Source organism: Achromobacter sp. NCFB-sbj8-Ac1-l, from assembly GCF_052695805.1.
Map to the genome: position 1 here is coordinate 774,117 of NZ_CP199812.1, position 22,300 is coordinate 796,416.

Below are 22,300 nucleotides of genomic sequence, written 5' to 3' on the forward strand. Positions count from 1 at the left end.
TCGGACCCTGCCGTCCATTCCTGGTGATTACTGCAAGGAACGAGGCCATGACTCGCAAGACGCCTATCGAGCTATACCGGAATATCGGCATCAGCGCCCATATCGACGCGGGCAAGACGACGACCACCGAGCGCATCCTCTTCTATACCGGTATCACCCATAAGATCGGCGAGGTGCACAACGGCGCCGCCGTGATGGACTGGATGGAACAAGAGCAGGAACGCGGCATCACCATCACCTCCGCCGCCACCACCGCCTTCTGGAAAGGCATGGCCGGCAACTATCCCGAACACCGCATCAACATCATCGATACGCCGGGCCACGTCGACTTCACCATCGAGGTCGAACGCTCCATGCGCGTGCTGGACGGCGCCGTGATGGTCTACGACGCCGTGGGCGGCGTGCAGCCGCAATCCGAAACCGTCTGGCGCCAGGCCAACAAGTACCGCGTGCCGCGCCTGGCATTCGTCAACAAGATGGACCGCGTCGGTGCCGACTTCCTGCGCGTGCAGCGGCAGATCGCCGAACGCCTGAAGGGCGATGCCGTGCCGGTGCAACTGCCGGTGGGCGCCGAAGACGGCTTCGAAGGCGTCATCGACCTGGTCAAGATGAAAGCCATCATCTGGGACGACGCCAGCCAGGGCGTGCGCTTCGAATACCGCGACATTCCGCCCGCGCTGCAGGCGCAGGCCCAGGAATGGCACGACAAGATGGTCGAGAAAGCCGCCGAGGCCAACGAGACGCTGCTCGAAAAGTACCTGGGCGGCGAACCCCTCACCGAAGCCGAGATCAAGCAGGGCCTGCGCCAGCGCACGGTCGCCAACGAAATCGTCCCCATGTTGTGTGGCAGCGCGTTCAAGAACAAGGGCGTGCAGGCCATGCTCGACGCCGTGATCGACTACCTGCCGTCGCCGGTCGACGTGCCCGCCATCAAGGGCCACGACGAACGCGACCACGAAATCGAACGCCATCCCACCGACAAGGAACCCTTCTCGGCGCTGGCCTTCAAGATCATGACCGACCCCTTCGTCGGCCAGTTGGTCTTCTTCCGGGTGTATTCGGGGGTGGTCAAGTCCGGCGACTCGGTCTACAACCCGGTCAAGGGCAAGAAAGAGCGGCTGGGCCGCATCCTGCAGATGCACGCCAACGAACGGCGCGAGATCACCGAAGTCTACGCGGGCGACATCGCCGCGGCCGTGGGCGTCAAGGACGTCACCACGGGCGACACGCTGTCCGATCCCGCGCACGTCATCGTGCTCGAACGCATGGTCTTCCCCGAGCCGGTCATTTCGCAGGCAGTCGAACCCAAGACCAAGGCCGACCAGGAAAAAATGGGTATCGCCCTGGGCCGACTGGCGCAGGAAGATCCCTCGTTCCGCGTGCGCACCGATGAAGAATCCGGCCAGACCATCATTTCAGGCATGGGCGAATTGCACCTGGAAATCCTGGTCGATCGCATGAAGCGCGAATTCGGCGTGGAAGCCACCGTGGGCAAGCCCCAGGTGGCCTACCGCGAAACCATCCGCAAGACCTGCGACGAAGTCGAAGGCAAGTTCGTCAAGCAGTCGGGCGGCCGGGGCCAGTATGGCCACGTCGTGCTCAAGCTCGAACCGCAAGAGCCGGGCAAGGGCTATGAATTCGTCGACGCCATCAAGGGCGGCGTGGTGCCGCGCGAGTTCATCCCCGCGGTGGACAAGGGCATCCGCGAAACCCTGAACGCCGGCGTGCTGGCCGGCTACCCGGTGGTGGACGTCAAGGTGACCCTGTTCTTCGGGTCGTACCACGATGTCGACTCCAACGAAAACGCCTTCAAGATGGCGGGTTCGATGGCCTTCAAGGACGGCATGCGCCGGGCCGACCCGGTGCTGCTCGAACCCATGATGCAGGTCGAGGTCGAAACGCCCGAAGACTTCACCGGCAACGTCATGGGTGACCTGTCGTCGCGCCGCGGCATGGTGCAAGGCATGGAAGACATCGCCGGGGGCGGCGGCAAAGTGGTGCGCGCCGAAGTGCCGCTGGCCGAGATGTTCGGCTATTCGACCTCGCTGCGTTCCCTGACGCAGGGCCGCGCCACCTACACGATGGAGTTCAAGCACTACGCCGAAGCGCCTCGCAACGTGGCGCAGGAAGTCATCGCCGCGCAAGGCACGGGCCGCTGATCTTCGGCGGGCGGCTGTCGGCAGGAGGGTCTCTGCCGACGGCTGCAATCCTTCGGGAGTTGTCGGCGGTGGTCAACCCGCGGTCGACAGCCCCGGCCTCACGCGGGCGCGGCGGCCGCCGCCGCGCGGGTCCGCAGCCGCGCCGACGCCAGCTTCACCCCCAGCAGGATCATCACGAAGCCGTAGGCGTGGAACAGTTGCGGCGCCTCGCCCAGCAGCGGCCAGGCCAGCAGCGCGGCATACACCGGCACCAGGAACATCGACAAGCCCGCCGTCGCCGGCCCGGCCCGGCTGATCAGCCGGCCGTAGACGTAGTACGCGCCCAGGCTGGGCACCACCGCCAGAAACAGCAGCACCGCCGCCAGGCGCGGATCGGTCCAGGGCGGCGTCGCCCCGGTCGCGGCTTCGATACCGGCAAAGGGCGCCAAGGCAATCACCCCGCCCAGCATCATCGTCGCCAGGCGCGCGCTGTCCGGTACCGCAGGCAGCGTCAGGCGTTTTTGCAGCACGGTGTAGAACGCCCAGCCGGTGGCCGCCAGCAGCACCCACAGGTCGCCCTGGCCGAACGCCAGCCGCGCCAAGGCGTGGGCGTCGCCGCGTGTCAATACGACCAGCACGCCGCCCAGCGCCAGCGCCAGGCCGGCCGCGCGCAGCGGCGGCAGCGGCTTGCGCCACAGCAGCGCTTCCAGCAGCGCCACCAGGATCGGGCTGCACGAAAAGATCAGGGCGATGTTGGTGGCGCTGGTGGACTGGGCGCCGATGTATTGCGGCGCCACGGCCACGCCCATGCCCAGCACCGCCAGCGGCAGCAACGCGGGCAAGCCGCGCCAGAGCGCCTGGCGATGCCGCAGCAGGGCCGGCGCGGCCAGCGGCAGCAGGATCAACAGGGCGATCAGCCAGCGGCCGAAGGCCAGGAAAACAGGGGGAAGGGCGGCGTCGTGGGCCCAGCGGGCGGCCACCATATTCGAGGCGAATAGCGCCGGCGCGGCCAGGAGCATGGCGGTGCCGGACAGGCCCAGGCCGGTTCTTGCGGGTACTGCTGCTGCATGAGACATGATTTTCCGCCGCGCGGATCGACGCGCGGCATGCTGCGGTGGACGCCCGGCGCGGGGGCCGGGTTGTGCCGCGGCGCTTCACGCTGGATACGACGGGCGGGGTGGTGCCCGTCTTGCTGGAAAGTCTACGGCCAGGCCGGGAAAATAGGTTTCCTGATTCCCGCCGTATTGCGTGAAAAAGGAAAAGGGTTATCCCCTAAAATCCACTTTTGCAGGGAAATTCTCTTTTACGGATCCGCCGCCGTGTCCACCGCCCCGAAAATCGACGAAACCGACCGCAAGATCCTGCGCGCGCTGCGCACCGACGGGCGGCTCACCAACCTCAAGCTGGCCGAGCAGGTCGGTCTGTCGCCCACGCCATGCTGGAACCGGGTCAAGGCCCTGGAGGACGCCGGCGTCATCGAAGGGTATGCCGCGCTCTTGAACCAGAAGGCGCTGGGCCTGCCGGACACGGTCATGATCGAAGTCACGCTCGAACACCACGACGACGACACCCTGGCGCGCTTCGGCGACGCCATCACGCGCTTGCCGCAGGTGGTCGAGGCGTTCCTGGTCACCGGCGAATACGACTACCTGATCAAGGTGGCCGTGGCCGGTACCGAAGGCTACGAGGAATTCCTGCGCAAACGGCTCTACAAGCTGCCCGGCGTACGGCACAGCCGCTCCACCTTCGTGCTCAAGCGCCTGAAGCACACGCCGTCGGTCGAACCCTGACGGCGCGGGCGGGCCTGGGGGCTGGCAGCCGCGCGCAGGCCGTTGATCGGCTACCCGCCTAGCCGTGCAGAAAGGCTTCGATGGCGCCGTTGAAGGCGCGCGGATTGCCCAGGTTCATGCCGTGGGACGAACCCGCGATGGTCACGCGCCGCGATTGCGGCAGCCATTGTTCCAGCATGTCGAGCAGGGCGGGGTAGGGAGCAGGGCTGAGCGCCCCGCCGATCAGCAGCGTGGGCAGCGTAATCGACCCGATTTCGGCGGCGCCCAGTGCGGCGGGCGTCTCGCGGGCCTGGCCGAACAGCGTTCCGACGTTGTCGCGCACCATGTCCTTGAACCACGGCACCATGCGCTGCCAGGTGTCCGGCCCGGTCACCGTATCGACGAACAGCGCCAGGCCTTCCTCGATGGCGCCATCGCGGATCAATTCCAGCGCACGCTGGCGAAAACCGCCACGCGCATCGTCATCGCCGGGCAATGCCAGGCCGGGGTCGGCCAGCGTCAGGCTGCGCAGTGCATCGGGCCGCGTCAGGGCGGCTTCCAGCGCCACGCGGCCGCCGCGAGAATGTCCTACCAGGTGGGCCGGTTCGCCCGCCACGCGGTCGATGAATTCCAGTACGTCGGCGGCGTGTTGCGCCACCGAAAAACCGTCGCCTTCGCCGTCCCAGGTCTCGGGCCAATAGCGCCGCAGGCACACCGCCAGCACCCGGAACGAGCGTCCCAGCGGCGCCATCTGCGATTTCCAGTAGCGGCTGTCGGACAGCGAACCGTGCACCAGCACCAGGGGCGCACCCTCGCCGTATTCGGTATAGGACAGGGCGTAGCCGCCGATCTCGGCGGTTTGCAGGGGCAGGACGGGTTCGGAACGCATGGGATACAGGTAGGAAAGCCAGGCCCGCATTTTAGGCTGATACACTCGTTTCCCGATTTATTCCCTTCGAACGGAGTCTGCCAGATGTCATCCGCCACGCCCGCCGAGCTTCCCGAATCCGCCCAGCGCGTCGCCCGCCTGTTGCAGCAACTGGGCCACGACAAGCCCGTGGTGGTGCTACCGCAAACCGGCAAGACCTCGGCGGAAGCGGCGGCGGGCCTGGGCTGCGAAGTCGCGCAGATCGCCAAGTCGATCATCTTCCGCCGCGCGGCCGATGACGCGCCGGTGCTGGTCATCGCCAGCGGCATCAATCGCGTGGACGAGGCCAAGGTCGCGGAACAGGTCGGCGCGCTGGCCAAGGCCGACGCCAGGTTCGTGCGCGAAATGACCGGCTACGCCATCGGCGGCGTCTGCCCCATAGGCCACGCCGTCAAGCCGGTCATGCTGCTCGACCAGGACCTGTTCCAGTACGACAGCCTGTGGGCGGCAGCGGGGCATCCGCACGCCGTGTTCAACCTGACTCCGCAGCAATTGGCCGCCATGACGGGGGCGCCCGTGGCTGACGTCGCCCAGCGCGCCTGAGACGGCGCCGGGCGTGGCACGGGCAGGTTCATCGCTTCGTGCTTGCGGCGGGACGGCGGCCTGACCAAGGCATCGGCCCGGCCGCGTCAGTGCGGCCGCGCCTCCAGGTCGTCGATCAACACCTGCAACCGGCCCCGTGAGCAGGCCTCGACCCGGCCTTGCACCCCGTACACCGTTGCCAACGCCGCCGGGGTGATCACCGCGGCAGGCGCCCCGGCCGCCACCAGCCGGCCGCCATGGATCATCACTGCGCGGTCGGCATGTTGCAACGCCACGTTCAAGTCGTGCAGCACGATCACGGTGATCAGGCCGTGGTCGTCGGTTTCCTGCTTCAACAGCCGCATCACATGGAACTGGTAATTCAGGTCCAGCGCCGATAGCGGTTCGTCCAGCAGCAGCACCCGTGGGCGCCGCACCAGCGCCTGGGCCAGCCCCACCAGCTGCTTCTGCCCGCCGGACAGGGCATCCAGGTAGTGCAGGGCCAGGTGGCCGATGCCCAGCCGTTCCAGCAGGCGGTCAATGTCGTGCAGGCTGGCCGGCGGTCCTACGGCCTCGCTGGCGCGGGCCGCCACCAGCACCGATTCGAACACCCGCAGGTGCACGGCCGCCGGCAGGCTTTGCGGCAGATACACCAGGTGCCGCGCGCGGGTTGCGAAGTCCTGCTGCACCAGGTCCAGCCCATCCAGCCTCGCATGGCCGCTGCGCACCCGCACCAGGCCCGCCAGGGCCTTGAGCAGCGTCGATTTACCGCTGCCGTTCGGCCCCAGCAAGGCGGTGACTTCGCCCGCCTTCAGCTCGGGCAGCGACAGGTCGTGCAACACGTCCGCTGCGCCGTAGCCTGCCGTGACGTGGCCGATGGCCAAGGCCGCACGCGGTGCCATTGCCGCGGTCATGGCAGGCTCCGGCGCAGCACCACCGCCACGAAAAAGGGGATGCCGATCAACGAGGTCACGATGCCCACCGGCACGATCACGCCCGGCGCCAGGTTCTTCGATGCGACCGAGGCCAGCGACAGGATGACCCCGCCCACCAGGGCGCTGGCCGGCAGGAAAAAGCGGTGGTCTTCGCCCACCAGCCGCCGGGCGATGTGCGGCGCAATCAGGCCGATGAAGCCGATGGTGCCGACAAACGCCACCGCCAGCGCCGACAGCAGGCTGACGCGCGCCAGGGCGGTGACGCGCACCCGGCGTACGTCCACGCCAAAGCTGGCGGCGCGTTCTTCGCCCAACCGCAGCGCCGTCAGTTTCCAGGACTGCCGCATGGCCAGCGGCAAGGCCAGCGCGAACGCCAGCCCCAGCGCGGCCACCGTCGTCCAGCTGGACCGCGCCAGGCTGCCCATGGTCCAGAACACCAGGTTCTGCAGCGCCTCGGCGCTGGCCGTGAATTGCACCAGCGACACCAGGGCGTTGAAGGTAAACACCATGGCGATGCCGAACAGCACCACGCCGGACGTCTGCATGCCGCCGCGGCGCGCCACGACATCCAGCATCAGGGCGGCCAGCATTGCGAACAGGAACGCGTTGCCGGCGATCAGCCAGCCGTCCGGAATGCCGGGCAGGCCCAGCCCCAGTACGATCGCCAGCGATGCGCCGAAGGCGGCGGCCGACGACACGCCCAGGGTGAACGGGCTGGCCAGCGGGTTGTTCAGGATGGTCTGCATTTCGGCGCCGGCCAGGCCCAGTGCCATGCCCACCAGAGCCGCCATCAGCGCATAAGGCAGCCGGATATCCCAGACGATGACCCGCAGCGTCGGGTCCGCGGCGTCCGGTGCGGTCAGGGTGCGCCACAGCTCGCCCCAGCCCAGGCCCGAGGGCCCCAGGGTGAAATCCAGCAGCAGCCCAATGAAAATCGCCGCCAGCAGCAGGGCGATGAGCCCCGCGCGGCGGCGCAGGATATGCCGGTAAGCGGCGACCGCGGATGCGGCGTCGGCCATTACTGCAGCAGTTGCAGGCGGCTCTTGGCCGTGCTGGCGGCCGGTGCGTTGGGATAATCGCGGACGATGCGCTGCAGCGTCGTCTTGGCGCCGGCGCGGTTGTTCATTTCGATCTGGCTGCCGGCAATGACCAGCAGCGCGTCGGGCGCGCGGCCGTTGTCCGGGGCCTTTTGCACCATGGCGTTCAGCTGTTCGATCGCGCCCTTGAAGTCCTTCAGGGCGTAGCGGCTGCTGCCCAGGTAGAACTGGGCGCTGGGGGCCAGCTGGCTGTTGGGGTAGAGCGCGGTGAAGGCAGCCAGCGATTCGGACGCTTCCTTGTACTGGCCCTTGCGGAACAGGTCGATGGCGCCGTCATAGGCCGCCTGCTCCTGCGGATCGCCGGCGGTCGCGCCCGGCGGGTTGGCGCCGCCTGCGGCACCGCCCGGCTTGTTGGCGCTGGGCTGCTGGCGCGACACCAGTTCGAGCTGGTCGCGCAACTGGGCAACTTCCTGCTGCAGGGCTTGAATCTGATCGGCCAATTGGAGCTTGGCGCGTTGGCTCTGCTCGTTCTGCTGCTGTACTTGCTGGCGCAAATCCAGGATGGCCTTGCGGGCCTCATCATCGGAAAAAGCGTGGGCGGGCGCCGTCAGGGCCGCAAGCACCAGGCCGGTGGCCGCAATCAAAGGACGCAGGGACAGAACGTTATCGCGCATGAAAATTCCCGGGTATAAAAACAAACGTCGGGACGGCCGGCTGACCGTCCCGACGCGTGGTGGGGCACTTGGCTATACGAAAAGCTTAACGCTGATATTCGATATCGGCGCGGCGGTTTTCCGCAAAGTCGGCTTCCGACGTACCAGTCGCCTTCGGCTTTTCTTTACCAAAGCTGATGGTCTCGATCTGGTTGTCGCTGACGCCCAACAGGGTCATCATGCGACGCACGGCGTCGGCACGGCGCTGGCCCAGGGCCAGGTTGTATTCGGCGCCGCCGCGTTCGTCGGTGTTGCCTGCGATCTTGATTTTCTGCTGCTGGTGCGAAGCCAGGTAACGGGCGTGGGTTTCCACCAAGCCGCGGTACTGGTCGGACACCGTGTAGCTGTCGAAGTCAAAGTACACCGAGCGCTGTTGCGCCAGGATGCTTTGGGGGTTGAAGGGATCAAGGATCTGGCCAGAGGCCGATCCTTGGCCAGCGCCTCCGCCCTGACCCGCTTTATCGTCGAGAGGGACGGAGCTGCAAGCTGCCAGGGTGGCGGCCAGAGCGGCGATGGTTAGGCTTTTGGCAATGCGCGACTTCATGATAGTTCCTTTGCAAAGAGAGTCACACGTGTTATCGGGTAAATGGGCCCCAAGTCGGTTCACGTATTTCCCCGTTCAGTACCGAAAGCGTTTGTCGTACGCGGCCATCGCTCGAGACGCCAGCAAGCACGCTACGGCCATTTTGGATGGCGGCGTAAAGCACTTGCATGCCGTTCGGCGCGAAGCTTGGCGACTGATCGTCACGACCATCGGTCAACAAGTTCTCCGAGCCGGAGGACAGGTTCAACGATGCAATCCGGAACGCGCCGTCGCGTCTGGCAACGTACAGCAACGTCGATCCATCGGGGGAAATTCGGGGTGAGATGTTGTAACCACCATTAAACGTGAGGCGGCGAGCATCGCCACCGTCCAGGCCGGTTTGATAAATCTGCGGCCCGCCGCTGCGGTCACTGGTAAAGATAATGGAACGGCCGTCTGGCGTAAAGCTCGGCTCGGTGTCAATCCCGGGAGAACGCGTAACTCGCTTCATATTCGAGCCGCCGGCCGCACTAACGATGTAAATTTGCGACAAACCGTCACGCGTCAGGGCCACGGCCAGCTGGGTGCCATCGGGCGACCAACCGGGGGCGCTGTTGTTGCCCTTGAAGTTGGCGACCGGCACGCGGGCGCTGGTGGCCAGGGTGTGAACGTACACGACCGGTTTGCCGGATTCGAAGCTCACGTAGGCCAGCTTGGCGCCATCGGGCGACCAGGACGGCGAAATGATCGGCTCGCGCGAACGCAGGGCGACCTGCGGGTTCTGCCCGTCGGCGTCAGCCACTTGCAGTTCGTAGGTCGGGCCTTGCTTGAGCACGTAGGCGATGCGGGTCGAGAACACACCGCGCACGCCGGTGATCTTTTCATAGATGCGGTCGGCGATCTGGTGGGCCACGCGGCGCAGTTCCTGCTCGGTGCCCGAGAACGCCACGCCGTCCAGCTGGCCCTTCTTGACCGTGTCGGCCAGGCGGTAGCGCACGTCGTAGCGGCCATCGCTGCCACGCACGATGCTGCCGTAGGCGATGAAGTCGGCACCCTTGCCGCGCCAGTCATCGTGGGCGATGGGCGAATCGACGTTCAGGCCCGAACCGGCGGCGCTGATCAGGCGGAACTGGCCCGTGCGGGTCAGGTCGGCGCGGATCACTTCAGCCAGGGCGCGGCCATGGGCGTCATCCACCGCGAAATCGGCGATGGCGACCGGGTATTGGGTGGCGCCGGTACCCGAGATGTCGACACGAAGCTGCGCCTGGGCGGGCTTCATGGCCATCAGGCAGGCCAGCGCGAGCAGCAGCAGTCCGAGTCCGTACAGTCGCCACAGGGCGGGTTGGGGGGCTCGTCGGCTAGGGGCGGGAGTCATAATCAGCAATCTCCTGTCTATTAGTACATGCTGTACTCACCGTAGATACTCGGTTCGTAGCGGCCATTAGAAGGTTTCGGGAACGGGTTGCAGCGGCGGATGCCGCTTTCGATTGCGCGGTCAAATGCGGGAATACCCGAAGATCTGGTAATCGTAACCGCAGTGACCTTTCCGTCTGAGGTATTCAACTTTACTTGGTATTCGGCCGTCGGGTTATCGGCGCCGCTGCGAGGCGGCGTCGGGTAGGCCACGCCCGGCTGCACGCAAGCGCGCACCTTGGCACCGTAGCCCGCGTCGCGGCCACCCGCGCCACCGGTCTGGTTGCGGTCGGCGGTGCCGCCCGGGATGCCGGCTGCGCCCAGGGCGTCGTTACGGAAGGCGTCCTTCAGCGCCTTGTCGGCGGCGGCCTTCTTGGCGGCTTCTTCCTTGGCCTTCTTCTCGGCAGCGGCCTTTTCGGCCGCGGCTTTCTCTGCCGCGGCCTTGTCCGCGGCCGCCTTTTCAGCAGCCGCCTTGTCGGCAGCGGCCTTTTCGGCGGCCGCCTTCTTGGCGGCGTCTTCCTTGGCCTTCTTCTCGGCAGCGGCCTTGTCAGCCGCGGCCTTTTCCGCGGCAGCCTTGTCGGCCGCAGCCTTCTCGGCCGCCTGGCGTTCCTGCTCCAGGCGCTTCTTTTCCTTCAGTTCAGCCTGCTTGCGCTCTTCTTCCAGGCGCGCCTTTTCCTTGGCGGCCTCGGCGGCCTGGCGGGCCTGCTCTTCCTGTTCGCGCTTTTTCTTGGCTTCCTGCAGCGCGATTTCCGGATCCTCTTGTTCGGTCTTGGGCTGGACCTGGGGTTCCGGCTTGGGCGGCGGGGGCGGTGGCTCGGGTGCCTTTTGAGGCTCCGGCTCGGGCTGCGGCTTGGGTTGAGGCTGCGGCTTGGGCGGTTCGGGCTGGGGCTTGGGCGGGGTCGCGTCCGGCGACACGCCGTCGGCCCACAGTTGCACTTGCACGGGGCCCGGGGTTTCGGTGCGCCAGTTCAGGTTGAAGATCAACACGGCCAGCAGCAGCGCGTGCACCAGCAACGCCAGGATCAAGGCGATCCGGTTGTCGTTGTTGGGCGGCGTGGCCGGGGGGCCGCTGTGGTGTCGAATAATGGGTGGCGTCATGAGCGTTGCAAGCCGGCAGGGCCGGCGGAGGGCGTCGCGTTAGCGTTTTTTCGCGGGGGCAGGCTGATTGCCGCCGGCGGACTGGTCCACCAGCAGGCCCAGGCGGGTAATGCCATTGGTACGCAGTTCGTCCATGACCTTCACGACCGTCTCGTAGGGCACCTTGCCGTCGGCTGCGATCACCACCGGGGTTTCGGCGGTGATGCGCGAGCGCACCTGGGCCACCAGTTCGGGGCGGGCGATGTCTTGCAGGGTGGCGCCGGGCTCGCGCATGCGCAGCGCGATCTTGCCGTCTTCCGAAATCTGGACTTCAAGCGGCTTGACCGGCACGTCCGATGCCGCGCCCACCGAGGGCAGCTGGATCAGGCCCGGCGTGATAAGGGGTGCGGTCACCATGAAGATGACCAGCAGCACCAGCATCACGTCGATGTACGGCACCACATTGATGTCGGCCTTCATGCGGCGGCCGGACCTGCCGCGCGAGCTTACCGAGGGCATTAGCGCACCTGCCGTTGCAGAATGTTCAGGAACTCATCGACGAAGCTGTCGAAACGGATCGAGATGCGGTCGATGTCGTTGGTGAAGCGGTTGTAGGCGACGACGGCCGGAATGGCGGCGAACAGGCCGATGGCGGTGGCGATCAGCGCTTCGGCGATACCGGGGGCCACCGAGGCCAGCGTGGCCTGCTGCATGTTCGACAGGCCGATGAAGGCGTGCATGATGCCCCACACGGTGCCGAGCAGGCCGATGTACGGCGACACCGAACCGGCCGAGGCCAGGAAGTTCAGGTGCGATTCCAGCGCGTCCATTTCGCGCTGGTAGGCCGCGCGCATGGCGCGGCGCGGGCCGTCCAGCAGGGCGGTGGCGTCGCTGCCGGCGTTGCCGCGGCGGGCCTTCAGGAATTCGGTCATGCCGGCATCGAAGATGCGGGCCAGGGCGCCTTGCTCGTCGCGGCGCGAGGCCACGGCCTGTTGCAGCATGGACAGATCGCCGCCGGACCAGAAGTCGTCTTCGAAACGGCGGGTCTGGGCGTGGGCGCGCTTGATGGCGAGCCGCTTGGCGAAGATGTACGTCCAGGACATGATCGAGATGCCCAGCAGCATCAGCATGATCAGCTGGACCGGCACGCTGGCGTGCGAAATCAACGAAAGCAACGACATGTCGTTGGTGGCTTGCATGGTTATTCCTGAATTGATTCCAGTTTGGCGCGGACGTCGGCCGGTAGTTCCACCGGCCGCATGTTGACGGCATCGACGCAGCAGACTTGGATGTTGCCTTCGGCAAGCAGTTCCCCGTCCCGTTCTGCGCGCTGCGCGAAGTGTATCGAAGCGCGGCCCAATTTTGTGACCCGGCTGCGAATAGTTAGCAAATCGTCCAGTTTGGCAGGCTTGCGGTAGGACATGTCCAGCGAGCGGACAACGAACAGGCGTTGCTCGCCGGTGGCCAGATCGGATTGGTTGACCCCCAGGTCGCGCAACCACTCGGTGCGGGCGCGTTCCAGGAATTTCAAGTAGTTAGCGTAGAAAACCACCCCGCCCGCATCCGTGTCTTCGTAGTAGACGCGGACTTGCAGGCGGGATTCGGCGGACTTCGGATCGGTCACGATGCGGGCTTCGATAATGCGGGTCGGGACGCGAAAAGTCCGTAGTTGCTTTAGGGTTTACAGCGTGTCGAGTTTCGTCAGCACCGTCTCAAGCGCGGACTCTACCGGAATCTTGGCCGCTTCGGTTTCGCGACGGGCCTGCAATTCCACCACACCGTCGTTCAATCCGCGTTCTCCAACTGTTACACGCAGCGGAGCGCCGATCAATTCCCACTCGGCAAACATCACGCCGGGGCGGGCATCGCGGTCGTCCAGGATGACGTCCACGCCACGCGCCAGCAGCGATTCGTACAGCTTCAGGGAGGTGTTACGCACGGTTTCGCTTTTGCCCCAGCCCACCGGGCAGATCACCACTTCGAACGGGGCGATGGCGCGGGGCCAGATGATGCCGCGCGCATCGTGGTTCTGCTCGATGGCGGCGCCGACGATGCGGGTCACGCCGATGCCGTAGCAGCCCATTTCCAGGGTGGCCGGCTTGCCGGTTTCGTCCAGGAAGGTGGCCTTCAGGGCTTCGGAGTATTTCTTGCCCAGGTAGAAGACGTGGCCCACTTCGATGCCGCGCTGGATGGACAGCGTGCCCTTGCCGTCCGGCGACGGGTCGCCCGCGACCACGTTGCGCAGGTCGGCCACGAGCTCGGGTTCGGGCAGGTCACGTCCCCAATTAACGCCCTGGATGTGGAAGTCTTCACGGTTCGCGCCGCAGACGAAGTCGGCCATGTTGGCCACGGTGCGGTCGGCAATGACGTGCACCGGACGGGCGGTGCGGACCGGGCCCAGGTAACCCGGCTTGCAGCCGAAGTGCTCGACGATCTCGGTTTCCGTGGCAAAACGGAAGCCGGCCAGGCCCGGCAGCTTGCCAGCCTTGATTTCATTGAGTTCGTGGTCGCCGCGCAAGAGCAGCAGCCAGACGTCGACCTTGCCCTTTTCGCCGTCGGTGGCCAGGACGATGGACTTCACCGTCTGTTCGAGCGGGATGCCCAGCAGGCGGGCCACGTCTTCGCACTTGGCCGCGCCCGGGGTCGCCACGTCGGCCATCGCCTGGGTGGCGGCGCCGCGCGTCGGGTACAGGCTGACCGCCTCGGCCAGTTCGATGTTGGCGGCGTAGTCGGTCTCGGCGTTGTAGACCAGCAGGTCTTCGCCGGTCTCGGCGATGACCTGGAATTCATGGCTGCGGGTGCCCCCGATCGAGCCCGTATCGGCGGCCACGGCGCGGAATTCCAGGCCCAGGCGACCGAAAATGCGCATGTAGGCGGCGTACATGTTGTCGTAGCTGCGCTGGGCGCCGGCTTCGTCGCGGTCGAAGGAGTAGGCGTCCTTCATGGTGAATTCGCGGCCGCGCATCAGGCCGAAGCGCGGGCGGCGCTCGTCCCGGAACTTGGTCTGGATGTGATAGAAATTCAGCGGCAGCTGGCGGTAGCTGTGGATTTCGTTGCGGGCGATGTCGGTGATCACCTCTTCCGAGGTGGGCTGCAGCACGAAATCGCGCTGGTGCCGGTCCTTGATGCGCAGCAGTTCGGCACCGTATTGCTCCCAGCGGCCCGATTCCATCCAGAGCTCGGCCGGCTGGACCACCGGCATCAGCAGCTCGATCGCGCCGGAGGCGTTCATTTCCTCCCGGACGATGGCCTCGACCTTGCGGATGATCTTCAGGCCCAGGGGCATGTAGGTGTAGATGCCGCCCGCGAGCTTGCGGATCATCCCGGCCCGGGTCATCAGCTGGTGGCTGGCGACTTCGGCTTCGGAAGGGGCTTCTTTGAGGGTGTTGATGTGGTAGTTGGATGCGCGCATGTTTAAAGGTGGCAGCAGATACGTATAATCGACTGTAATTGTATTGAATTCGGTGGGGGTGGCCCATGCTTGACCGCGAAGGCTACCGCCCCAATGTCGGCATCATTCTCGTCAATAGCAGAAACGAGGTCTTTTGGGGCAAGCGTATCAGGGAACATGCCTGGCAGTTCCCTCAGGGTGGCATCAAGTACGGCGAAAGCCCGGTGCAGGCCATGTATCGCGAGCTCCATGAAGAGGTGGGCCTAAAGCCCGAGCATGTCCGTATTTTGGGGCGTACACGCGATTGGTTACGTTATAACGTGCCCGATCACTTCGTCCGGCGTGAGTGGCGTGGCCACTATAAAGGACAAAAACAGATTTGGTTCTTGTTGCGCCTGGTGGGACGTGACAGCGACGTGTGCCTGCGCGCGACGCAGCATCCGGAATTCGATGCCTGGCGCTGGAGCCAGTATTGGGTCCCCCTGGATGCCGTCATCGAGTTCAAGCGAGACGTCTATACCCAGGCGTTGAACGAGTTGTCAGCAATCCTCTTTCGGCGTCATCACGAAACCCGCTACCTGCGTCAGCGCGTGCATGGGCAGCGGGCGGCAGAGAACTTGCCCGAAGGAACGGACGGTCATGCGCATATTGTTGGTTGAAGATGAACGGGACATGGCGTCCTGGCTCATGCGCGCGCTTGCGCAAAGCGGGTTCGTGCCCGATCACGCGGCCGATGCCCGCACGGCCGAAGCCTTCATGGCGGGCACCGAATACGATGCCATCGTCATGGACCTGCGCCTGCCGGACAAGCACGGCCTGGTCGTGCTGCGCGAAATGCGCAACCGCGACGACCGCACGCCCGTCCTGCTGCTCACCGCCCAGGGCGCGCTGCAAGACCGGGTACGCGGCCTGAACCTGGGCGCCGACGACTTCCTGACCAAGCCGTTCGCCCTCGAAGAGCTCGAAGCCCGCCTGACCGCCCTGGTGCGCCGCAGCCGCGGCCGCCAGCACCCGCGGCTGCAGTGCGGCTCGCTCTCCTACGACAGCGAAAGCCGGGCGTTCACGCTCGACGGCTCCTTGCTGTTCCTGACCCCGCGCGAGCACGCCGCCCTGGCGGCCTTGCTCACCCGCAGCGGCTACCCCGTCGACAAGTCGCAGCTGTTCGGCAAGGTCTTCACCCACGACAGCGAAGCCAACCCTGACGCCATCGAAGTGGTCCTGCATCGCTTGCGCAAGAAACTGGCCGGCAGCGACGTGCGCATCGTGACCGTCCGCGGGCTGGGCTACATGCTGGAAAGTGTCGCCAGCGAAGCCGCCGACACCTGAATCCTTCCCCGTGAGCCTACGGATACCTGGATTGCCGCGGGTCGGCATTCGCGCCCTGTTGATCATCCTGCTGCTGCCCGGCGTGGTGGCGCTGCTGGTCATCGACAGCCTGAACGACTACCGCACCCTGTCCGAGATCACCAACGAGGCCTACGACAGCGCACTGGTCGAACCGGCCCGGGTGCTTGAAAGCAGCCTGGAGTTCGCCCCTGACGGTTCGCTGCAGGTGGCCACGCCCCTGTACGCCCAGGTCATGCTGGAATCGCGGGCGGGGCTGCGCAAGTATTTCCGCATTGAGCAGATCGATCCGCCCCTGCCGGACGATTCGCCCGTGCCCACCGAACAGGGCAAGACGCTGCTGGGCATGCCCGAGCTGCCGCGTCCGCCCACCTGGCCACGCGCCAACGGCCAGCCCGTGTTCTACGACGGCGTCTACCGCAATGACCCCGTGCGGGTGGTGTCGGTGCTGCGCGATCTGTATTACCAGGGCAACCACCGCCAGGTGCTGGTGCTGGTTGCGGAAAGCACCGGCAAGCGCATCGAGGCTGAAAACAGCGCACGGCGCCAGGAAATCCTGCGTGACGCCCGCATGCTGGCGCTGGTCGTGCTGCTGGTGTGGTGGGGCGTGTCATGGGCGCTCAAGCCTTTGCGCCGGCTGCGGGCCGACATCCGCAACCGCCGACCCGACGATCTGACGCCGCTGGACGCCTCGCGCGTGCCCAGCGAAGTGGCGCCGCTGGTCGATGCCGTCAATCACCATATCGCCCGCTACCGGCGCGTGCTCGAAGAGCAATCGCATTTCCTGGCCGACGCCTCGCACCAATTGCGCACGCCGTTGGCCATCATGCTGACCCAGGCACAGTACGCGCTGCGCGAACGCGACCCCGCGCGGGCGCAAGAGGGCCTGCGCGCCATCGTCGACCAGCTCGGCCGCACCCGCCGCCTGACCGAGCAGTTGCTGTCGCTGGCGCACGCCAACCAGGCCGATCAGCTGCCGCGGCAGTTGCTCGACATGAATGCCGTGTCGCGCGAAGTGGTGCTGCAGTACCTGCCGCTGGCGCATGAAAAGCAGCAGGACCTGGGCTGGGTGCAGGCCGTCAACGAGCAGGGCCAGGAGGTCGGCGCGACCGTGTCCGGCAGCGAGGCCGAGCTGCACGAGGCCCTGTCCAATCTGGTGCACAACGCGATTCACTACGCACCCGTCGGCGCGCGCATCACGGTGTCGGTCAGCCGGGTCGATAACCGTGCCGAAGTCGCCGTGTCCGACAACGGTCCCGGGCTCGAACCCTTGCTGCGCGCACGCGCCTTCGCCCGCTTCGAACGGGTCGGCACCGACAAGCCTGTGGCCTCGTCCGGGTCGGGCCTGGGGCTGGCGATCGCCCGCGCCTATGCCCGTCGCAACGATGGCGACATCGAGCTGCGCGACGGCGAGGCCAACGAGCAGGGCGGGGTGGGTCTGGCCTCCGTGCTGTGGCTGCCCCTGGCCGCCACGGTCTCGCAGTATCCGCGCCCCACGGACGTCGAGTTCACGGGCGAACAGTAGATTTGTCCAAGTCAGCTTTCATTCTTTCCTCCTGGCCGCTAACGCTAAGTCGGACTGTTTCCATCAGGGATTACCCCCGGATTCAGGATGGCGACAGCGCATAGAAAGCGGATTAGCAGCTTGCTTCCGTAATCTGCCAGCCGGTCTGTCGTAAAGGGCCGGGTGGCGCTCGATCTGAGCGGCGCCTCAAGGGCTGCACGGCCCTGCTTCAGGAGGATGGAAGTGCAAAAAACAATTAATAGAAAGGACTACTACGGCGGCGCGCTGATGGTCCTTATCGGATTGGGGGCGATTTACGGTGGTACGGACTATCACATCGGATCGCTCAGCCACATGGGCCCGGGGTTCTTTCCCGCGGCATTGGGCGGCCTGCTGGCGCTGACCGGAATACTTATCGCGATCTCGGCGCGTTCGGGCGAGGCGACCCCGCCGGCGCCGGGTGACGGCCACGCGCACGGCCTGCCGGATTTCCGCGGCGGCGCCTGCATCCTGCTGGGCACCCTGGCGTTCCTGGTGCTGGGCCACTGGGGCGGCCTGCTGCCCGCCACGTTCGCCATCGTCTTCATTTCTGCCCTGGGCGATCGCAAGAACACGATCAAGCAGGCATTCGTGCTGTCGATCGGCATGTCCGTGATCGCGGTGGTGGTTTTCTGGTGGGCGCTGCAACTGCAGCTGCCGCTGTTTCGTTGGGGTTGAAGCGCCATGATCTCTCAATCTTTGATGGACCTCTGGTACGGCTTCGGCGTCGCGTTCCAGTTCCACAACCTGATGTGGTCGTTCTTCGGCGTGCTGGTGGGCAACCTCATCGGCGTGCTGCCCGGCATGGGCGCGCTGTCGGCCATTTCCATCCTGCTGCCGCTGACCTACGTGATGCAGCCGGTGCCCGCCATCCTGATGCTGGCCGGTATTTTCTACGGCTCGCAGTACGGCGGCGCCATCGGCGCGATCCTGCTGAACCTGCCTTCGCACCCGCCGCACGCGGTGACCTGCCTTGACGGCTATCCCCTGACCAAACAGGGCAAGGGCGGGACCGCGCTGGGCATCACGATGATCTGTTCGTTCTTCGCGGCATCGGTCGGGATCATCGTCATGATCTTCGCCTCGCCCTTGCTGGTCGAAGTGGCGTTCAAGTTCGGTCCCACCGAGATCTTCTCGATCATGCTGCTGGGCCTCCTGGCCGGCGCGACGATGTCGCGTGGTTCGCCCCTGAAGGGCGTCGCCATGACCCTGTTCGGCCTGATGTGCGGCGTGGTGGGCACCGACGTCAACACCGGCACCATCCGCTTCTCGTTCGGCCTGCTGGACCTGTCCGACGGCCTGGAACTGGTGGCGATCTCGATGGGCCTGTTCGGCGTGGCCGACTTCCTGATGAGCGTCAACCGCATGACCATCATCGGCAGCGGCGCCAAGCTGCGCCTGCGCGACATGCGGCCCAGCAAGCAGGAACTGAAGACGGCCTTCTGGCCGATGGTGCGCGGCACCGCGGTGGGCACGCTGTTCGGCGCCATGCCCGGCACCGGCCCCACCATCACGACCTTCGTGGCCTACGCGCTGGAACGCAAGATCTCCAAGACGCCCGAGAAGTTCGGCACCGGCATGATCGCCGGCGTGGCCTCGCCCGAAGCCTCGTCGCACTCGAAGACGCAGGTCGACTTCATCCCGACGATGAGCCTGGGCATTCCGGGCGATGCCGTGATGGCGCTGATCCTGGGCGCGCTGCTGATCCAGGGCATCCAGCCCGGCCCGCAGCTCATCACCGAGCATCCGGACATCTTCTGGGGCCTGATCGCCAGCTTCTGGGTCGGCAACGTGCTGCTGATGGTGCTGAACGTGCCGCTGATCGGCGTGTGGGTCAAGCTCTTGCAGGTGCCGTACCGCTATCTGTTCCCGTCCGCGCTGTTCTTCATCGCAGTGGGCGTGTTCAGTACGCAGAACAGCCTCTTCCAGATCTGGGAAGTGCTGGCCTTCGGTGTGATCGGCGCCATCCTGATGACACTGGAATTCTCGGTTGCGCCCATTCTGCTCGGCTTCGTGCTCGGCCCCATGGTCGAAGAGAACTTCCGTCGCGCGCTGCTGCTGTCGCGCGGTGACCTGGCGGTGTTCGTGCAGCGTCCGATCAGCGCCTGGTTCATCGGTGCCAGCGCGCTGCTGATCCTGCTGCAGGTGTGGGCCTTCCTGCGCCGCAACAAGGGCAAGAACAAGCCGCAGGTCACGCAGACGGCCTGATCCGGCTGGCGATACCTGATGTGCGCACGGCCCGGCTTTCATGCCGGGCCGTTTGATTTACGGCCCGCCTTGCCGCATGCTTGTGGTTTATCCAGCCCGCACAGATCCCCGTCATGCACATACTCTTTGCCTGCCCCCTGCACGATCCCGATGTCTGGGTCCCGCGCTTGGAAGCCGCCATGCCCGGTTGCCGCATTTCCGTCTGGAATCCCGATGGTCCGCCGTCGGGTGCCGAAGTCGCCCTGGTCTGGCGGCCGCCGGCAGAACTGTTCAGCCACGAAACCGGCATCACCACGCTGTTCAATCTGGGCGCCGGCGTGGACGCCTTGCTCAAGATGCCCGAGATTCCGCCGCAGGTGCGCATCGTTCGCCTCGAAGATGCCGGCATGTCGGTGCAGATGGCCGAATACGCGCTCTATGCCTTGCTGCGCGTATCGCGTGATTTCCAGGCCTTCGACGAGGCCCAGGCGCGCCAGCACTGGGATACCCGCGAAGGCACGCGCCAGGCCGATTGGCCCGTGGGCGTGCTGGGGCTGGGGCAGGTCGGTGCGCGCGTGGCGCAGACGCTGGCCGAATTCGGCTATCCGGTGGCCGGCTGGTCGCGCACCCCGCGCGACATTCCCGGCGTGCAGACATTTTCAGGTCAGGATGCCTTGCCGGCTTTCCTGGCCCGCACGCGCTTCCTGGTCAACGTGCTGCCGCTTACGCCCGACACCCGCGGCATTCTCAATCGCGACACGCTGGGCCAGTTGCTGCCCGACGCACACTTGGTCAACGTCGGCCGTGGCGAACACCTGGTCGAAGATGACCTGGTGCAGATGCTCGAAGAAGGCGAGATCGCCGGCGCGACGCTGGATGTCTTTCACACCGAGCCGTTGCCCAAGGACCATCCGTTCTGGCGCGACCCGCGCGTGCACATCACGCCGCACATCGCCGCCCGTACCTTGCGCGACGAAAGCATCGAGCAGATCGCGGCCAAGGTCGCGCAGCTGATGCGTGGCGAGCCCATCACGGGCGTCGTCGATCGATCGCGCGGTTACTGAGCCGGCAACGCAGTGCCTTGCTTTTCCAGCCTTTGGTAGGTGGCGGGCAGGCGCTGCGACAGAAAGTCCAGCAAGGTGCGCACCGCGGGCATCATGCCGCGGCGCGACGGGTAAATGCAGTGCACGATGCCTTCCGGCGATTGCCATTGCGGCAGCACCGGCACGAGCTGGCCGCGCCGCAGTTCCTCGTGCGTCGCGATCGAGGGCAGCAGCGCGATGCCGCGTCCGCGCACGGCCGCCTCCACCAGCACGATGAAGTCGTTGCACGACAACTGCGGCTTCAATTCGACGTGCACCTCTTCGCCCTTGTCGTTGCGCAGGGGCCAGCGCACCTCGTTCTGCGGATCGCTGAAGCTCAGCGTGGTGTGCGAGGCCAGGTCCTGCGGCGTGTCGGGCGTGCCGTGGCGCTGCAGGTAGCCGGGGCTGGCCACCAGCGTGCCGCGCGCAGTGCCCAGGTGCCGCACCACCAGTTCGGCGTCGGTATCCAGCTTGGTCCGCACGCGCAGTGCCAGGTCCACGCCTTCGCGAATCAGGTCCACCCGCCGGTTGGTCACGAGCAACTGCACCGAAATCGCCGGCCAGGCGTCCAGGAATTCCGGCAGCAGGGGGGCCAGCACGTCCTGGGCAATCGAGACCGGGCAGCTGACAATCACCGGGCCTGACGGCTCGGACTGCAACTGGCGCATGGCGTCGTCGGCCGCGCGGGCCGAAGCCGCCATCTCGCGGCAGTAGTGCAGGTAGCGTTCCCCCGCAGCCGTCAGCCGCAGCCGGCGGGTCGTGCGTTGCAGCAGCCGCACGCCCAGGCTTTCTTCCAGGTGAGAGATGCGTCGCGACAGGCGTGATTTGGGGATATCCAACGCCCGGGCCGCCGCGCTGAAGCCGCCTTGCTCGACGACTTGAGAGAAGTAGTAGAGGTCGTTCAGATCTTGCATGATTGTTCTATGTGTGGAACGAGTAGTTCATCATACAGGGGTTTATGTGATCAATTAAGCGATCTACAGTGAGCCCATGCATTCAGGACCTGCCCATCCGTGCGGTCCCCACTGGAGATTAAGTCATGAAAACCCTGGTAATCCTGTCGTCGATTCTGGGCGACCGCTCGCACAGCAAGCAATTGGCCGACCATCTGGTCGCCCGCGTCAAGCAGGCCGATCCGGCTGCCGTCATCACCACCCGCGACATCGGCGCCGCGCCGCTGCCGTACTTCGACGGCGCCACCGCCGGCGCGTTGTTCACCCCGGCCGATGCGCGCACGCTCGAACAACAGCGCATCGTCGAACTCAGCGATACGCTGGTGGCCGAATTGAAGGAAGCCGACCGTATCGTGTTCGCCGTGCCGGTCTACAACTTCAGCCTGCCCGCACAGTTCAAGAGCTACCTCGACTACATTGCCCGCGCCGGCGTCACGTTCCGTTATACGCCGGAAGGCGTGCCCGAGGGCTTGGTGAAGGGTAAGCAGGTGTTCGTGCTGACCGCGCGTGGCGGCAAGGCCGAAGGCACGCCGTCGGACACCATGACGCCGTACCTGCGGCAGATGCTGGCCTTCCTGGGCATGACCGACGTCACCTTCATCGCCGCCGAAGGCATGGCGATGGGCGAGGCCGCCGCACTGGAAGGCGTGGCGCTGGCCCGCCAACGTATCGACGCGCTGTTGCAAGCGCCGGCCCCGGTCGCACAACAAGCGGCCTGAATGAAAAATGCGGCCCACGGGGCCGC

The 22,300-nt window shown here is 65.9% G+C and carries 23 protein-coding genes; 10 read left to right on the forward strand and 13 right to left on the reverse strand.

Annotation, left to right across the window (positions count from 1 at the left end):
* The first annotated feature begins 47 nt into the window (after nt 1-47).
* The gene (fusA, locus tag ACUDP5_RS03680; RefSeq protein ID WP_263914165.1) at nt 48-2,159 is read left to right on the forward strand and encodes an elongation factor G; all 2,112 of its coding nucleotides are present in this window, start codon (nt 48-50) and stop codon (nt 2,157-2,159) included.
* A gap of 98 nt (nt 2,160-2,257) precedes the next feature.
* Here fusA and ACUDP5_RS03685 read toward each other — a convergent pair whose 3' ends face one another.
* Nucleotides 2,258-3,214 (reverse strand): DMT family transporter, encoded by a 957-nt coding sequence (locus tag ACUDP5_RS03685; RefSeq protein WP_263914164.1) that lies wholly within the window; start codon nt 3,212-3,214, stop codon nt 2,258-2,260.
* A gap of 243 nt (nt 3,215-3,457) precedes the next feature.
* On the opposite strand from ACUDP5_RS03685, the gene ACUDP5_RS03690 reads away from it, so the two are divergent.
* Nucleotides 3,458-3,928 (forward strand): Lrp/AsnC family transcriptional regulator, encoded by a 471-nt coding sequence (locus ACUDP5_RS03690; RefSeq protein ID WP_175195561.1) that lies wholly within the window; start codon nt 3,458-3,460, stop codon nt 3,926-3,928.
* Nucleotides 3,929-3,986: 58 nt separating this feature from the next.
* Here the strand turns inward: ACUDP5_RS03690 and ACUDP5_RS03695 are convergent, their stop codons facing one another.
* Nucleotides 3,987-4,796 carry an alpha/beta fold hydrolase gene (locus tag ACUDP5_RS03695; RefSeq protein WP_445659127.1) on the reverse strand — a complete coding sequence of 270 codons (810 nt, stop codon included), beginning with the start codon at nt 4,794-4,796 and terminating at the stop codon, nt 3,987-3,989.
* Nucleotides 4,797-4,880: 84 nt separating this feature from the next.
* On the opposite strand from ACUDP5_RS03695, the gene ACUDP5_RS03700 reads away from it, so the two are divergent.
* Entirely contained in the window at nt 4,881-5,378 is a 498-nt protein-coding gene (locus ACUDP5_RS03700; protein WP_263914162.1) for a YbaK/EbsC family protein, read from the forward strand.
* An 86-nt stretch (nt 5,379-5,464) separates the two neighbouring features.
* On the opposite strand, the gene ACUDP5_RS03705 is transcribed toward ACUDP5_RS03700, so the two are convergent.
* The 10 genes from ACUDP5_RS03705 to ACUDP5_RS03750 all read right to left on the reverse strand — a co-directional run bounded on the left by ACUDP5_RS03705 (nt 5,465) and on the right by ACUDP5_RS03750 (nt 14,467).
* Entirely contained in the window at nt 5,465-6,271 is an 807-nt protein-coding gene (locus ACUDP5_RS03705) for an ABC transporter ATP-binding protein (protein ID WP_445658179.1), read from the reverse strand.
* A complete protein-coding gene (locus ACUDP5_RS03710; protein WP_263914160.1) occupies nt 6,268-7,311 on the reverse strand; it encodes a FecCD family ABC transporter permease in 1,044 nt (347 codons plus the stop codon). Before ACUDP5_RS03710 ends, ACUDP5_RS03705 begins: the two co-directional genes overlap by 4 nt.
* Nucleotides 7,311-8,003, reverse strand: coding sequence for a tol-pal system protein YbgF (ybgF, locus tag ACUDP5_RS03715; RefSeq protein WP_263914159.1), 693 nt, complete (start codon nt 8,001-8,003; stop codon nt 7,311-7,313). The genes ACUDP5_RS03710 and ybgF overlap by 1 nt, the downstream gene beginning before the upstream one ends.
* An 85-nt stretch (nt 8,004-8,088) precedes the next feature.
* Nucleotides 8,089-8,586: a peptidoglycan-associated lipoprotein Pal gene (gene pal / locus ACUDP5_RS03720; protein ID WP_025137478.1), complete on the reverse strand. Its 498-nt coding sequence runs from the start codon at nt 8,584-8,586 to the stop codon at nt 8,089-8,091.
* Between the two features lie 31 nt (nt 8,587-8,617).
* Complete coding sequence (tolB, locus tag ACUDP5_RS03725; RefSeq protein ID WP_445658180.1) at nt 8,618-9,940, reverse strand: Tol-Pal system beta propeller repeat protein TolB; 1,323 nt, start codon at nt 9,938-9,940, stop codon at nt 8,618-8,620.
* A gap of 20 nt (nt 9,941-9,960) precedes the next feature.
* Complete coding sequence (tolA, locus tag ACUDP5_RS03730) at nt 9,961-11,076, reverse strand: cell envelope integrity protein TolA (RefSeq protein WP_263914158.1); 1,116 nt, start codon at nt 11,074-11,076, stop codon at nt 9,961-9,963.
* 39 nt (nt 11,077-11,115) lie between these two features.
* Nucleotides 11,116-11,574 carry an ExbD/TolR family protein gene (locus ACUDP5_RS03735; RefSeq protein WP_006392914.1) on the reverse strand — a complete coding sequence of 153 codons (459 nt, stop codon included), beginning with the start codon at nt 11,572-11,574 and terminating at the stop codon, nt 11,116-11,118.
* Complete coding sequence (gene tolQ, locus ACUDP5_RS03740; RefSeq protein ID WP_025137474.1) at nt 11,574-12,254, reverse strand: protein TolQ; 681 nt, start codon at nt 12,252-12,254, stop codon at nt 11,574-11,576. Before tolQ ends, ACUDP5_RS03735 begins: the two co-directional genes overlap by 1 nt.
* A 2-nt stretch (nt 12,255-12,256) precedes the next feature.
* On the reverse strand, nt 12,257-12,679 hold the full coding sequence (gene ybgC / locus ACUDP5_RS03745; RefSeq protein WP_025137473.1) for a tol-pal system-associated acyl-CoA thioesterase: 423 nt from the start codon (nt 12,677-12,679) through the stop codon (nt 12,257-12,259).
* A gap of 57 nt (nt 12,680-12,736) precedes the next feature.
* A complete protein-coding gene (locus ACUDP5_RS03750) occupies nt 12,737-14,467 on the reverse strand; it encodes a proline--tRNA ligase (protein ID WP_263914157.1) in 1,731 nt (576 codons plus the stop codon).
* Between the two features lie 65 nt (nt 14,468-14,532).
* Between ACUDP5_RS03750 and ACUDP5_RS03755 the strand changes: the two genes are divergently transcribed.
* The 6 genes from ACUDP5_RS03755 (at nt 14,533) to ACUDP5_RS03780 (ending at nt 20,584) form a co-directional block, all read left to right on the forward strand.
* Nucleotides 14,533-15,105, forward strand: coding sequence for an RNA pyrophosphohydrolase (locus ACUDP5_RS03755; RefSeq protein ID WP_006217428.1), 573 nt, complete (start codon nt 14,533-14,535; stop codon nt 15,103-15,105).
* Nucleotides 15,086-15,772: a response regulator gene (locus ACUDP5_RS03760; RefSeq protein ID WP_025137471.1), complete on the forward strand. Its 687-nt coding sequence runs from the start codon at nt 15,086-15,088 to the stop codon at nt 15,770-15,772. Before ACUDP5_RS03755 ends, ACUDP5_RS03760 begins: the two co-directional genes overlap by 20 nt.
* Before the next feature lie 10 nt (nt 15,773-15,782).
* A complete protein-coding gene (locus ACUDP5_RS03765) occupies nt 15,783-17,315 on the forward strand; it encodes a sensor histidine kinase (protein ID WP_445658181.1) in 1,533 nt (510 codons plus the stop codon).
* Between the two features lie 216 nt (nt 17,316-17,531).
* Nucleotides 17,532-18,011, forward strand: coding sequence for a tripartite tricarboxylate transporter TctB family protein (locus ACUDP5_RS03770; protein ID WP_263914275.1), 480 nt, complete (start codon nt 17,532-17,534; stop codon nt 18,009-18,011).
* Between the two features lie 6 nt (nt 18,012-18,017).
* Nucleotides 18,018-19,541: a tripartite tricarboxylate transporter permease gene (locus ACUDP5_RS03775; RefSeq protein ID WP_025137468.1), complete on the forward strand. Its 1,524-nt coding sequence runs from the start codon at nt 18,018-18,020 to the stop codon at nt 19,539-19,541.
* Nucleotides 19,542-19,654: 113 nt separating this feature from the next.
* Nucleotides 19,655-20,584: a 2-hydroxyacid dehydrogenase gene (locus ACUDP5_RS03780; protein WP_263914155.1), complete on the forward strand. Its 930-nt coding sequence runs from the start codon at nt 19,655-19,657 to the stop codon at nt 20,582-20,584.
* Here the strand turns inward: ACUDP5_RS03780 and ACUDP5_RS03785 are convergent.
* Complete coding sequence (locus ACUDP5_RS03785; RefSeq protein WP_025137466.1) at nt 20,578-21,516, reverse strand: LysR family transcriptional regulator; 939 nt, start codon at nt 21,514-21,516, stop codon at nt 20,578-20,580. The two genes, ACUDP5_RS03780 and ACUDP5_RS03785, sit on opposite strands and share 7 nt — an antisense overlap.
* A 125-nt stretch (nt 21,517-21,641) precedes the next feature.
* On the opposite strand from ACUDP5_RS03785, the gene ACUDP5_RS03790 reads away from it, so the two are divergent.
* A complete protein-coding gene (locus tag ACUDP5_RS03790; protein WP_263914154.1) occupies nt 21,642-22,274 on the forward strand; it encodes an FMN-dependent NADH-azoreductase in 633 nt (210 codons plus the stop codon).
* Nucleotides 22,275-22,300: the final 26 nt, after the last annotated feature.

Excerpts from the sequence above, each read along its gene's own strand:
- fusA (WP_263914165.1), top strand. The coding sequence starts at position 48 with ATGACTCGCAAGACGCCTATCGAGCTATACCGGAATATCGGCATCAGC.
- ACUDP5_RS03685 (WP_263914164.1), bottom strand. The coding sequence starts at position 3,214 with ATGTCTCATGCAGCAGCAGTACCCGCAAGAACCGGCCTGGGCCTGTCC.
- tolB (WP_445658180.1), bottom strand. The coding sequence starts at position 9,940 with ATGACTCCCGCCCCTAGCCGACGAGCCCCCCAACCCGCCCTGTGGCGA.
- ybgF (WP_263914159.1), bottom strand. The coding sequence starts at position 8,003 with ATGCGCGATAACGTTCTGTCCCTGCGTCCTTTGATTGCGGCCACCGGC.
- ACUDP5_RS03695 (WP_445659127.1), bottom strand. The coding sequence starts at position 4,796 with ATGCGTTCCGAACCCGTCCTGCCCCTGCAAACCGCCGAGATCGGCGGC.
- ACUDP5_RS03705 (WP_445658179.1), bottom strand. The coding sequence starts at position 6,271 with ATGACCGCGGCAATGGCACCGCGTGCGGCCTTGGCCATCGGCCACGTC.
- tolA (WP_263914158.1), bottom strand. The coding sequence starts at position 11,076 with ATGACGCCACCCATTATTCGACACCACAGCGGCCCCCCGGCCACGCCG.
- pal (WP_025137478.1), bottom strand. The coding sequence starts at position 8,586 with ATGAAGTCGCGCATTGCCAAAAGCCTAACCATCGCCGCTCTGGCCGCC.
- ACUDP5_RS03790 (WP_263914154.1), top strand. The coding sequence starts at position 21,642 with ATGAAAACCCTGGTAATCCTGTCGTCGATTCTGGGCGACCGCTCGCAC.
- ACUDP5_RS03735 (WP_006392914.1), bottom strand. The coding sequence starts at position 11,574 with ATGCCCTCGGTAAGCTCGCGCGGCAGGTCCGGCCGCCGCATGAAGGCC.
- ACUDP5_RS03755 (WP_006217428.1), top strand. The coding sequence starts at position 14,533 with ATGCTTGACCGCGAAGGCTACCGCCCCAATGTCGGCATCATTCTCGTC.
- ACUDP5_RS03770 (WP_263914275.1), top strand. The coding sequence starts at position 17,532 with ATGGAAGTGCAAAAAACAATTAATAGAAAGGACTACTACGGCGGCGCG.
- ACUDP5_RS03750 (WP_263914157.1), bottom strand. The coding sequence starts at position 14,467 with ATGCGCGCATCCAACTACCACATCAACACCCTCAAAGAAGCCCCTTCC.
- ACUDP5_RS03760 (WP_025137471.1), top strand. The coding sequence starts at position 15,086 with ATGCGCATATTGTTGGTTGAAGATGAACGGGACATGGCGTCCTGGCTC.
- ACUDP5_RS03710 (WP_263914160.1), bottom strand. The coding sequence starts at position 7,311 with ATGGCCGACGCCGCATCCGCGGTCGCCGCTTACCGGCATATCCTGCGC.
- ACUDP5_RS03700 (WP_263914162.1), top strand. The coding sequence starts at position 4,881 with ATGTCATCCGCCACGCCCGCCGAGCTTCCCGAATCCGCCCAGCGCGTC.
- ACUDP5_RS03780 (WP_263914155.1), top strand. The coding sequence starts at position 19,655 with ATGCACATACTCTTTGCCTGCCCCCTGCACGATCCCGATGTCTGGGTC.
- ACUDP5_RS03775 (WP_025137468.1), top strand. The coding sequence starts at position 18,018 with ATGATCTCTCAATCTTTGATGGACCTCTGGTACGGCTTCGGCGTCGCG.
- tolQ (WP_025137474.1), bottom strand. The coding sequence starts at position 12,254 with ATGCAAGCCACCAACGACATGTCGTTGCTTTCGTTGATTTCGCACGCC.
- ACUDP5_RS03785 (WP_025137466.1), bottom strand. The coding sequence starts at position 21,516 with ATGCAAGATCTGAACGACCTCTACTACTTCTCTCAAGTCGTCGAGCAA.